A 12281-nucleotide genomic window follows, 5' to 3' on the forward strand; every position below is an offset into this window, starting at 1 on the left:
CGGGAATGCAAGTCCCGCCTTACGTCCAGAAGCAAGCCAACACGGAGCTGAAACCTTTCATTATGTTTCTTTTGTGAAACAGATCGGAAATCTATTATCTTTCGTTTTATTTTTATATCACCATGATGCAGGATTAAATGAAACAAAACGAAAGACAAGTGTCATTACCATCCGAAATGGAGAGGAAAGTGAAACATCTGACAGAAATGGTGGAACAACATAAACGAGGGAATTCAAACGGGATCTATGCCGTCTGTTCCGCACATCCGCTGGTACTTGAAGCTGCCATTCGTTACGCGCATTCGCATCATTCGCCGCTGCTGATCGAGGCCACCTCCAACCAGGTGGATCAGTTTGGCGGCTATACCGGCATGACGCCTGCGGATTTTTACGGATTTGTCTGCCAGCTTGCCGATTCGCTCGGTTTCCCGACGTCACAGCTGATCCTCGGCGGCGATCATTTGGGCCCTAACCGCTGGCAAAATCTCCCTGCAGAACAGGCGATGGCGAACGCCGACGATCTGATCAAAAGCTATGTTTCTGCCGGATTCAAAAAGATCCACCTCGACTGCAGCATGTCCTGCGAGGACGATCCGGTTCCCCTGACCGATGCGATCGTCGCCGGTCGCGCCGCACGCCTGGCGAAGATTGCCGAAGCGACCTGTCGCGAGCAGTTTGGTGAATCCGATCTGGTCTACGTTATCGGCACGGAAGTGCCGGTTCCCGGTGGCGCGCACGAGACGCTCACAGAACTTGCCGTCACCACGCCGGACGCGGCACGCGCCACGCTTGAAGCGCACCGCCACGCGTTCGAAAAGGAAGGCTTGAGCGACATCTGGCCGCGCATTATTGGCCTGGTGGTCCAGCCTGGCGTGGAGTTCGACCACGCGCACGTCTGCGACTATCAGCCGCAGAAAGCCGTTGCCCTGAGCAAAATGGTTGAAGCCTACGATACGCTGGTGTTTGAAGCGCACTCCACCGACTACCAGACGCCGCAGGCGCTGCGTCAGCTGGTCAACGATCACTTTGCGATTCTGAAAGTTGGCCCCGCCCTGACCTTCGCCCTGCGCGAAGCGCTGTTCTCGCTGGCCGCCATAGAAGAGGAGCTGCTGCCGGCAAAAGCCAGCTCCGGCCTGCGTCACGTGCTGGAAAACGTCATGCTCGATCGCCCGGAATACTGGCAAAGCCATTACCACGGTGACGGCAACGCGCGTCGCCTGGCGCGCGGCTACAGCTACTCAGACCGCGTGCGCTACTACTGGCCGGACAGCCAGATCGACGACGCCTTTGAACGGCTGGTGCGTAACCTGGCTGACGAGCCTATTCCTCTGCCGCTGATCAGCCAGTACCTGCCGTTGCAGTACGGCAAAGTTCGCGAGGGCGCTCTCAAGTCAACGCCACGGGAACTCATCATCGACCACATTCAGGACATACTCCAGCAGTACCACGCCGCCTGCGAAGGCGTAACGACTCAAAACGCATAATTAAAAAAGAGGAAACCGCTATGCCAAACATTGTCTTATGCCGCATCGACGAACGCCTGATCCACGGTCAGGTGGGCGTGCAGTGGGTGGGGTTTGCGGGGGCAAACCTGGTGCTGGTCGCTAACGATGAGGTCGCTGAGGATCCGGTTCAACAGAACCTGATGGAAATGGTGCTCGCGGAAGGGATCGCCGTGCGCTTCTGGTCGCTGCAAAAGGTCATCGACAACATTCATCGCGCCGCTGACCGCCAGAAAATCCTGCTGGTCTGCAAATCACCCGCCGATTTTCTGAAGCTGGTTGAGGGCGGCGTGCCCATCACCCGTATTAACGTCGGAAACATGCACTACGCCAGTGGCAAACAACAAATTGCCAAAACGGTCTCTGTCGACACGAACGATATCGCCGCGTTCAACGGCCTGAAAGCGGCCGGTGTGGAATGCTTCGTTCAGGGCGTTCCAACAGAAACTGCTTTGGATCTCTTTAAACTGCTCTGAGGGATTCACAATGGAAATCAGTCTGTTGCAGGCGCTGGGGTTAGGCATACTCGCCTTTATCGCCGGTCTGGATATGTTTAACGGGTTAACGCACATGCACCGCCCGGTGGTACTCGGGCCGCTGGTCGGCCTGATTCTGGGCGATCTGCACACCGGCATTTTGACCGGCGGTACGTTAGAGCTGGTCTGGATGGGGCTGGCCCCGCTCGCCGGTGCCCAGCCGCCAAACGTCATTATCGGCACCATCGTGGGTACCGCCTTTGCCATCAGCACCGGTGTGAAGCCAGAAGTAGCGGTTGGCGTCGCCGTGCCGTTTGCCGTTGCGGTTCAGATGGGGATTACGTTCCTCTTCTCGGTGATGTCCGGCGTCATGTCGCGCTGCGACCGCATGGCGGCCAATGCAGATACTCACGGTATTGAACGGGTTAACTATCTTGCGCTGCTGGCGCTCGGCATCTTCTATTTTCTGTGCGCGTTCCTGCCGATCTACTTCGGTGCGGAACATGCGAAAACCGCCATTGACGTTCTGCCAGCGCGTCTGATTGACGGCCTCGGCGTCGCGGGCGGCATCATGCCAGCCATCGGCTTCGCCGTGCTGCTGAAGATCATGATGAAAAACGTCTACATCCCTTACTTCATTATCGGTTTTGTCGCCGCCGCCTGGCTCAAGCTTCCGGTGCTGGCGATTGCGGCGGCCGCGCTGGCCATGGCGCTGATCGACCTGATGCGTAAATCACCTGAACCGACGGCTCCCGCAGCCCAGAAAGAGGAATTCGAAGATGGCATCTAACCAAACCACCCTGCCGGGCGTGTCTGAAAGCGAAGAGACGCTGCTGACCGGCGTGAATGAAAACGTCTACGAAGACCAAAACATCGGTGCCGAACTGACGAAAAAGGATATTAACCGCGTGGCCTGGCGTTCCATGCTGCTGCAGGCCTCGTTTAACTACGAACGTATGCAGGCCTCCGGCTGGCTGTACGGGCTGCTGCCCGCGTTGAAAAAGATCCACACCAACAAGCGGGACCTGGCGCGGGCGATGAAAGGCCATATGGGCTTCTTTAACACCCACCCGTTCCTGGTGACCTTTGTTATCGGCATCATTCTGGCGATGGAGCGATCCAAGCAGGATGTGAACAGCATCCAGAGCACCAAAATTGCCGTCGGCGCGCCGCTCGGCGGCATTGGCGACGCCATGTTCTGGCTAACCCTGCTGCCCATCTGCGGCGGTATTGGTGCCAGCCTGGCGCTGCAAGGATCGATTCTGGGCGCGGTGGTCTTTATCGTGCTGTTTAACGTGGTACACCTCGGCCTGCGTTTTGGCCTGGCGCATTACGCTTACCGGATGGGCGTCGCGGCCATTCCGCTGATTAAAGCCAACACCAAAAAGGTTGGCCACGCAGCGTCTATCGTGGGGATGACGGTGATCGGCGCGCTGGTGGCAACCTACGTCCGCCTCAATACCACGCTCGAAATCAAGGCGGGTGATGCGGTCGTCAAACTGCAGGCCGACGTCATCGACAAGCTGATGCCCGCGTTCCTGCCGCTTGTCTACACCCTGACGATGTTCTGGCTGGTACGCCGCGGCTGGAGCCCGCTGCGGCTAATCGGTATCACCGTGCTGCTGGGCGTTGTCGGTAAATTCTGTCACTTCCTGTAAAAGCAAAGAGGTTGCGATGTTAGGCATTATTTTGACGGGTCACGGCGGGTTTGCCAGCGGGCTTGAGCAGGCGATGAAGCAGATCCTCGGCGAGCAGCCGCAGTTTATCGCCATCGATTTTCCTGAAACCTCTACCACCGCGCGGCTGACCGCTCAGCTTGAGCAGGCGGTGAGCGAACTCGATGCGCAGCACGATATTGTGTTTCTCACCGACCTGCTCGGCGGAACGCCGTTCCGCGTGGCGTCAACGCTCGCGATGCAAAGGCCGGGCCGCGAAGTGATCACCGGCACCAACCTGCAGCTGCTGTTGGAGATGGTGCTGGAGCGCGACGGATTAAGCAGCGAAGCGTTTCGTCTGCAGGCGCTGGAGTGCGGACACCGCGGCCTGACGAGCCTGGTGGACGAGCTGGGGCGCTGTCGCGAGGAAGCCCCTGCTGAGGAAGGGATATGAGCCAGCTGCTGCGCGCGCGACGGATCCTTACCGAACAGGGCTGGCTGGACGACCACCAGCTACGCATTGAAAGCGGTGCGGTTGCGGCGATTGAACCCATCCCGGCGGGCGTTACGACGCGGGATGCGGAGCTGCTTTGCCCGGCCTATATCGATACGCACGTCCACGGCGGCGCGGGCGTGGACGTCATGGATGATGCGCCCGGCGTGCTGGATACTCTGGCAATGCATAAAGCCCGCGAAGGCGTGGGCGCATTTCTGCCCACCACCGTGACCGCGCCGCTGGAGAGTATCCACGCCGCGCTGATACGTATCGCCCGGCGCACTCAGTCCGGCGGTCCCGGCGCGCAGATCCTGGGCAGCTATCTGGAAGGACCGTACTTTACGCCGCAGAACAAAGGGGCGCATCCGCCGGAGCTCTTCAGGGAGCTGGATATCGCCGAGCTGGACAGGCTGGCTGACGTTTCACAGGGCACGCTACGGGTGGTGGCGCTCGCGCCAGAAAAACCCGGCGCGCTGCAGGCGATTCGCCATCTTAAACAGCGCGGTATACGCGTGATGCTGGGCCACAGCGCTGCCACGTACCGGCAAACTCTCGCCGCGTTTGATGCGGGTGCCGACGGGCTGGTTCACTGCTACAACGGCATGACGGGGCTGCACCACAGAGAGCCCGGCATGGTCGGCGCAGGGCTTACGGACAAAAGGGCGTGGCTGGAGCTGATTGCCGACGGCCACCACGTCCATCCGGGGGCGCTGCGCTTATGCTGCTGCTGCGCGCAGGAGCGCGTGGTGCTGATTACCGATGCCATGCAGGCGGCAGGTATGCCGGACGGACGGTATACGCTTTGTGGCGAAGAGGTCTCGATGCAAAACGGCGTGGTTCGAACCGGCTCCGGCGGGCTGGCGGGCAGCACGCTGTCGCTGGATGCTGCGGTCAGGAATATGGTGGAGTATGCGGGCGTAACCGCCGAAGACGCTATCCATATGGCCTCGCTGCACCCTGCCCGGCTGCTGGGCGTTGACGGTCAGCTCGGCTCCTTAGACCCGGGTAAACGCACCAATGTCATTGCGCTGGACGGGGGGTTACACCTCCAGCAGATCTGGATTCAGGGCCAGGCTCTCCCCCTTTAGCCCTTTCACTGTGTCTCCTGTTGGCCTTACGGCACCCGATCGTAAGGCCTTTCTTTTCCTTTCCTTAACTCTTCCCTTTCCTTTCACGATCACACTTTTCGTTTTATTTCTTTTCTTTCATTGAAGTTTCGATTTCTTTTCTATAGATTTTATTTAACTGCTTAAGTGAACAAGTGAAACGAAACGAAAGATAGCGACACGATTGCCAGCGTCTGATGTGGAATTCACACGACTAAGGACTGAGTTATGCCACAAACCACTACCGCCGCGACAACCGGCACCTGGACCGAGGAAGAGATCCGCCAGCAGCCTGCCAGCTGGATCCGCTCGCTCAACAACATCGATAACCTGCGTGCTTCGATCGACAGTTTCCTGACGCCGCTGCTGCGCAAGGACGATCTGCGGATCGTCCTGACCGGCGCGGGCACGTCCGCCTTTATCGGCGATATCGTTTCTCCCTGGCTCGCGAGCTACACCGGGAAAAACTTCACTGCCGTGCCGACAACCGATCTGGTCACGAACCCGATGGACTACTTCAGCCCTGCGCATCCGCTGCTGCTGATTTCGTTTGCCCGCTCCGGCAACAGCCCGGAAAGCGTCGCGGCCGTTGAGCTGGCAAACCAGTTCGTGCCGGAGTGCTACCACCTGCCGATCACCTGTAACGAGGCGGGCAGCCTGTATCAGAACGCCGTCGACAGCGATAACGCCTTTGCCCTGCTGATGCCTGCCGAAACGCACGATCGCGGGTTCGCGATGACCAGCAGCATCACCACCATGATGGCGAGCTGTCTGGCGGTGTTTGCTCCGGAAACGATCAATAGCCACACCTTCCGCGACGTCGCCGATCGCTGTCAGGCGATCCTCACTGCGCTCGGTGATTTCAGCCACGGCGTCTTTGGCAATGAAGCGTGGAAACGCGTTGTCTATCTGGGAAGCGGCGGCCTGCAGGGCGCGGCGCGCGAATCGGCGCTGAAGGTGCTGGAGCTGACGGCGGGCAAGCTGGCGGCGTTTTACGATTCCCCGACGGGCTTCCGTCACGGGCCGAAGTCGCTGGTCGATAGCGAAACGCTGGTGGTGGTGTTCATCTCCAGCCATCCGTATACGCGTCAGTACGATCTGGATCTGCTAGCCGAGCTGCGCCGCGATCGCCAGGCCCTGCGCGTCGTCGCCATCGCCGCTGAAAACGATCCGGTCATTGAAGCGGGTCCGCACATTCTGCTGCCGCCTTCACGTCCGTTTATCGATATGGAACAGGCGTTCTGCTTCCTGATGTATGCCCAGGTCTTTGCGCTCACCCAGTCGATCGGCGTAGGCAATACGCCCGATACGCCATCCGCCAGCGGGACGGTCAACCGCGTAGTGCAGGGCGTTGTTATTCACCCGTGGCAGGCTTAAGAGGATCGGATCATGAGTATCATTTCAACCAAATATCTTCTGCAGGACGCACAGGCAAAAGGCTACGCCGTTCCGGCGTTCAACATCCACAACGCGGAGACGATCCAGGCGATCCTTGAAGCGTGCAGCGAAATGCGATCGCCGGTGATCCTCGCGGGCACGCCGGGCACCTTTAAGCATATTGCGCTGGAAGAGATCTACGCCCTGTGCAGCGCATACTCCCACACCTACGACATGCCGCTGGCGCTGCATCTCGATCACCACGAATCGCTGGACGATATTCGCCGCAAGGTCAACGCGGGCGTGCGCAGCGCGATGATCGACGGCAGCCACTATCCGTTTGAACAAAACGTGAAGCTGGTGAAGTCGGTGGTCGATTTCTGCCACCTCAACGACTGCAGCGTCGAAGCAGAGCTGGGCCGTCTGGGCGGCGTGGAAGATGACATGAGCGTGGACGCCGAAAGCGCGTTCCTCACCGATCCGCAGGAGGCGAAACGCTTCGTCGAACTGACCGGCGTCGATAGCCTTGCCGTCGCCATCGGCACCGCACACGGCCTGTATACCAAACGTCCGAAAATCGACTTCCAGCGGCTGGCGGAAATCCGCGAAGTGGTCACCGTGCCGCTGGTGCTGCACGGCGCGAGCGATGTGCCGGATGAGTTTGTTCGCCGCACCATCGAGCTGGGCGTATGCAAAGTCAACGTGGCCACCGAGCTGAAAATTGCCTTCTCTGACGCGGTTAAAGCCTGGTTTGCCGAAAACCCGCAGGGTAACGATCCGCGCTTCTACATGCGGGTCGGCATGGACGCCATGAAAGAGGTGGTCAGAAGCAAGATCGCCGTTTGCGGCTCGGCAAACCGGCTCCTGCTTCCTGCCGAAGCCTGATCCCATCGCGCATTACGTCAATACCTAAAAAATAACTATAAGCCTCGCAAATATGAAGGCGCGTCCTTAAGCCGGACAGCGCCTTCCATTATCCTAAAAATCCGAGGAGTCCCTACATGACACAGGAAAAGTCGTTTAAATCGAAAGCGTGGGAATTTTTCCAAAGCCTGGGAAAGACGTTTATGTTCCCCGTCTCTCTGCTGGCCTTTATGGGGTTGCTGCTGGGTATCGGTAGCTCCGTCACCAGCCCTTCCACTATTAAAAGCTTTCCCTTTCTGGGCGGCGAGTTAACGCAGCTGACCTTTGGCTTTATCGCCATGGTGGGCGGCTTCGCCTTTACCTATCTGCCGCTGATGTTTGCCATGGCTATCCCGATGGGCCTCGCCAAACGCAACAAGGCCGTGGGCGCCTTTGCCGGGTTCGTTGGCTATATGCTGATGAACATGAGCATCAACTACTACCTGACCGCCACCCACCAGCTTGCCGACGCCGCCACCATGAGACAGGTAGGACAATCGATCGTGCTGGGGATCCAGACCCTGGAGATGGGCGTGCTGGGCGGCATCGTGGTGGGGGTAATCACTTACTTCCTGCACGAGCGTTTTCAGGACACCGTGTTACACGATGCTTTTGCCTTTTTCAGCGGCATTCGTTTTGTGCCCATCATTACCGCACTCACGCTGTCGCTGGTCGGGCTGTTTATCCCGCTATTGTGGGAATACGTGGCGCTAGGGATTGCCGGAATTGGCCATATCATTCAGAGCACCAGCGTTTTCGGACCGTTCCTCTACGGCGTAGGCGTGCTGCTGCTTAAACCCTTTGGTCTGCACCATATTCTGCTGGCGATGGTGCGCTTCACGCCAGCAGGCGGCATTGAGATGGTCAACGGTCATGAAGTGGCCGGCGCGCTGAATATCTTCTACGCCGAGCTGAAAGCCGGACTGCCGTTTAGCCCGCACGTTACTGCGTTTCTGTCACAAGGCTTTATGCCGACCTTTATCTTTGGCCTGCCTGCCGTGGCGTACGCCATCTACCGCACCGCGCGCCCGGAAAACCGCCCGGTAATTAAGGGGCTGCTGCTTTCCGGCGTGCTGGTTTCCGTCGTCACCGGTATTTCAGAACCGATTGAGTTTCTGTTCCTGTTTATCGCCCCCGCGCTTTACGCCTTCCATATCGTGATGTCGGGCCTGGCGCTGATGGTGATGGCCCTGCTGGGAGTCACCATCGGCAACACCGACGGCGGGATTTTGGATCTGCTCATCTTCGGCGTGATGCAGGGGATGTCGACCAAATGGTATCTGCTGTTCCCGGTCGGTATCGCCTGGTTTGCCATCTACTTCTTCGTCTTCCGCTGGTACATCCTCAAACACGATATCAAGACGCCGGGCCGTGAGGTGGACGCGCAGGGTGCGCAGCAGGCCGTCGAAGCCAACACCCGCGCGCGTGGAAAATCGAAATACGATCACGGGCTTATCCTGCGCGCGCTCGGTGGCAAAGAGAACATCGAGTCGCTCGACAACTGCATCACCCGCTTGCGCCTGGTCGTGAAGGAGATGGGGCTTATCGATCAGCAGGCGCTGAAAGCGGCTGGCGCCCTGTCGGTGGTGGTGCTGGATGCTCACAGCGTTCAGGTGATCATCGGCCCGCAGGTGCAGAGCGTCAAAACCGGCATTGAAGCCTTAATCTAACAGGGGGTTGTTGTGTTTGATTTCGACAAAATCATCGAGCGTAAAAGCGATAAGTGCCGTAAATGGGACCATGCGTTTGTCCGCTCGCGCTTTGGTGATGTCCCGCAGGGGTTTATCCCGCTGTGGATCGCAGACATGGATTTCACCTCGCCGCCTGCCGTTATTGAAGGCTTCCAGCGCATCGTGGAGCACGGCACCTTTGGCTATACCTGGTGCTTCGACGAATTTTACGACGCGGTGATGGCCTTCCAGCGCACGCGTCATCAGGTTGAGGTGGAGAAGTCGTGGATCACGCTGACCTACGGCACCGTCTCCACGCTGCATTACACGGTTCAGGCGTTCTGCACGCCTGGCGATAGCGTAATGATGAACACGCCGGTCTACGATCCGTTTGCGATGGCGGCACAGCGCCAGGGCGTGCAGGTCCTTGCTAACCCGCTTCGCGTGGAAGAAAACCGCTATCAGCTGGATTTTGATCTGATTGAAGAGCAGCTCAAAACCCACCGTCCAAAACTGTGGTTCTTCTGCTCGCCGCATAACCCCTCGGGCAGGATCTGGCGCGCGGATGAGATACGCCAGGTCTCCGATCTCTGTAAACGCTACGGCACGATTCTGGTGGTCGATGAGGTTCACGCTGAGCATATTCTGGACGGCACATTCGTCAGCTGTCTGACCTCGGGCTGTGCCGCACTGGACAACCTGATCGTGCTGACGTCGCCAAATAAAGCCTTCAACCTGGGCGGGCTGAAAACGTCCTACTCCATGATCCCGGACGATTCGCTGCGCCAGCGCTTCCGCCAGCAGCTTGAGAAGAACTCGATTACCTCACCCAATATATTCGGCGTATGGGGGATTATTCTCGCCTACCAGCACGGCCTGCCGTGGCTCGACGCGCTGAACGGCTATCTGCAAGGGAATGCCCGCTACCTTGCGGACGCTATTCAGACCCACTTCCCGGCGTGGAAGATGATGAACCCGGAATCGTCGTATCTGGCCTGGATAGACGTAAGCGCCGACGACCGCAGCGCCACAGAGTTGACCCAACATTTCGCCCAGCAGGCCGGTGTCGTGATTGAAGACGGCAGCCACTACGTGCAAAACGGCGAAAACTACCTGCGGATTAACTTCGGCACCCAGCGCTACTGGCTGGAGCAATCCATCAACCGAATGCTGAAGCATTACTAATAAGGAATCTTACCCTGATGAAAAAAGTGCTCACACTCTCGCTGCTGGCCCTGTTTGTTTCTCACGGCGCTCTGGCCGCCAACTACGCGCTCAATAACGACAATATTGCTCTGTCGTTTGATGACGCAAACTCAACGGTAGTGGTTAAGGACAATAAGGCTAACCATCCGCTCACGCCGCAGGAGTTGTTCTTCCTGACGCTGCCGGACGAGACAAAAATCCACACCGCGGATTTCACCATTAAGCACGTCGAGAAGCAGGACAACGCAATTGTCGTCGACTTTACCCATCCGGACTTTAACGTAACGGTGAAGCTGAACCTGGTGAAGGGAAAATACGCCAGCATCGACTACACCGTTGCCGCAGTCGGCCAGCCGCGAGACGTGGCGAAAATTACCTTCTTCCCGACGAAAAAGCAGTCTCAGGCACCCTATGTTGACGGGGCGATCAACAGCTCACCGATCGTTGCTGATTCGTTCTTTATTTTGCCGGACAAGCCCATCGTTAACACTTACGCCTATGAGGCGACCACCAATCTCAACGTAGAACTGAAAACGCCGATCCAGCCGGAAACTCCGGTCAGCTTTACCACCTGGTTCGGCACCTTCCCGGAAATCAGCCAGCTGCGCCGCAGCGTGAATCAGTTTATTGATACCGTGCGTCCACGACCGTACAAGCCTTATCTGCACTACAACAGCTGGATGGATATCGGCTTTTTCAATCCGTACACCGAGCAGGATGTGCTGGGGCGGATGGACGAGTGGAATAAGGAGTTCATTACCGGACGCGGCGTGGCGCTGGACGCCTTCCTGCTGGACGACGGCTGGGACGACCTTACCGGGCGCTGGCTGTTTGGCCCGGCATTCAGCAACGGTTTTGGCAAGGTTCGGGAAAAAGCCGACAGCCTGCACAGCTCGGTCGGACTGTGGCTCTCACCGTGGGGAGGCTACAACAAGCCGCGCGACGTTCGCGTCTCGCATGCAAAAGAGTATGGGTTCGAAACCGTCGACGGGAAGCTTGCGCTGTCAGGGCCGAACTACTTTAAGAACTTCAATGAGCAGATCGTTAAGCTTATCAAAAACGAACGCATTACCTCATTCAAGCTGGACGGGATGGGTAATGCCAACGCGCATATCCAGGGCAGCCCGTATGCCTCGGATTTTGACGCCTCTATCGCCCTGCTGCATAACATGCGCAGCGCCAACCCGAATCTGTTTATCAACCTGACGACAGGTACCAACGCCAGCCCGTCCTGGCTGTTCTACGCCGACTCGATCTGGCGCCAGGGCGATGACATCAACCTGTACGGCCCCGGCACGCCGGTGCAGCAGTGGATGACCTACCGCGATGCGGAAACGTACCGCTCCATTGTGCGCAAAGGCCCGCTGTTCCCGCTGAACTCCCTGATGTACCACGGGATCGTCAGCGCGGAAAATGCCTATTACGGGCTGGAGAAAATCCAAACGGACAGCGATTTTGCCGATCAGGTCTGGAGCTACTTCGCGACCGGCACGCAGCTACAGGAGCTGTATATCACCCCTTCAATGCTTAACAAGGCGAAGTGGGATACCCTTGCGCAGGCGGCGAAGTGGTCGCGGGAAAACGCCAGCGTGCTGGTGGATACGCACTGGATTGGTGGCGATCCAACCGCGCTGCAGGTTTACGGCTGGGCATCCTGGAGCAAGGACAAAGCGATTCTCGGCTTGCGTAACCCGTCGGATAGGCCGCAAAGCTACTTCCTGGATTTGGCGAAAGATTTCGAAATCCCGACGGGAAACGCGGCGCAGTTTAGTCTGAAAGCGGTGTACGGCAGTAATTCAACCGTACCTGAGGAGTACAAAAACGCGGTGGTGATTACGCTGCAGCCGCTGGAAACGCTGGTGTTTGAGGCGGTGCCAGGAAAATAAAAAG

General features: G+C 58.1%; 11 protein-coding genes. All 11 read left to right on the forward strand.

Going from position 1 to position 12281, the window contains the following annotated elements:
- Positions 1-188 precede the first annotated feature (188 nt).
- The 11 genes from kbaZ to AC2TE5_RS20085 all read left to right on the forward strand — a co-directional run bounded on the left by kbaZ (position 189) and on the right by AC2TE5_RS20085 (position 12277).
- Positions 189-1484, forward strand: a complete 1296-nt coding sequence (gene kbaZ / locus AC2TE5_RS20035) for a tagatose-bisphosphate aldolase subunit KbaZ (protein ID WP_484612267.1) — start codon at positions 189-191, stop codon at positions 1482-1484.
- A 20-nt stretch (positions 1485-1504) separates the two neighbouring features.
- Complete coding sequence (gene agaV, locus AC2TE5_RS20040; RefSeq protein ID WP_213328893.1) at positions 1505-1978, forward strand: PTS N-acetylgalactosamine transporter subunit IIB; 474 nt, start codon at positions 1505-1507, stop codon at positions 1976-1978.
- Between the two features lie 10 nt (positions 1979-1988).
- Positions 1989-2768 (forward strand): PTS N-acetylgalactosamine transporter subunit IIC, encoded by a 780-nt coding sequence (agaW, locus tag AC2TE5_RS20045; protein WP_024906387.1) that lies wholly within the window; start codon positions 1989-1991, stop codon positions 2766-2768.
- Positions 2758-3636 (forward strand): PTS N-acetylgalactosamine transporter subunit IID, encoded by an 879-nt coding sequence (agaE, locus tag AC2TE5_RS20050; RefSeq protein ID WP_029739649.1) that lies wholly within the window; start codon positions 2758-2760, stop codon positions 3634-3636. The genes agaW and agaE overlap by 11 nt, the downstream gene beginning before the upstream one ends.
- Before the next feature lie 16 nt (positions 3637-3652).
- On the forward strand, positions 3653-4087 hold the full coding sequence (gene agaF / locus AC2TE5_RS20055) for a PTS galactosamine/N-acetylgalactosamine transporter subunit IIA (protein ID WP_159514984.1): 435 nt from the start codon (positions 3653-3655) through the stop codon (positions 4085-4087).
- Positions 4084-5217: an N-acetylglucosamine-6-phosphate deacetylase gene (gene nagA, locus AC2TE5_RS20060; protein WP_484612268.1), complete on the forward strand. Its 1134-nt coding sequence runs from the start codon at positions 4084-4086 to the stop codon at positions 5215-5217. Before agaF ends, nagA begins: the two co-directional genes overlap by 4 nt.
- 246 nt (positions 5218-5463) lie before the next feature.
- Positions 5464-6612, forward strand: a complete 1149-nt coding sequence (locus AC2TE5_RS20065; protein ID WP_484612269.1) for an SIS domain-containing protein — start codon at positions 5464-5466, stop codon at positions 6610-6612.
- 12 nt (positions 6613-6624) lie between these two features.
- Positions 6625-7497, forward strand: a complete 873-nt coding sequence (kbaY, locus tag AC2TE5_RS20070) for a tagatose-bisphosphate aldolase subunit KbaY (protein ID WP_045134778.1) — start codon at positions 6625-6627, stop codon at positions 7495-7497.
- Positions 7498-7613: 116 nt separating this feature from the next.
- Positions 7614-9185 (forward strand): maltose/glucose-specific PTS transporter subunit IIBC, encoded by a 1572-nt coding sequence (gene malX / locus AC2TE5_RS20075; protein ID WP_023333567.1) that lies wholly within the window; start codon positions 7614-7616, stop codon positions 9183-9185.
- 12 nt (positions 9186-9197) lie between these two features.
- The gene (locus AC2TE5_RS20080; protein WP_484612270.1) at positions 9198-10370 is read left to right on the forward strand and encodes a MalY/PatB family protein; all 1173 of its coding nucleotides are present in this window, start codon (positions 9198-9200) and stop codon (positions 10368-10370) included.
- 17 nt (positions 10371-10387) lie between these two features.
- Positions 10388-12277 carry an alpha-galactosidase gene (locus AC2TE5_RS20085; RefSeq protein ID WP_213328888.1) on the forward strand — a complete coding sequence of 630 codons (1890 nt, stop codon included), beginning with the start codon at positions 10388-10390 and terminating at the stop codon, positions 12275-12277.
- The last annotated feature ends 4 nt before the right edge of the window (positions 12278-12281 follow it).

The sequence above is a fragment of the Enterobacter sp. N5-15 genome (assembly GCF_057221635.1).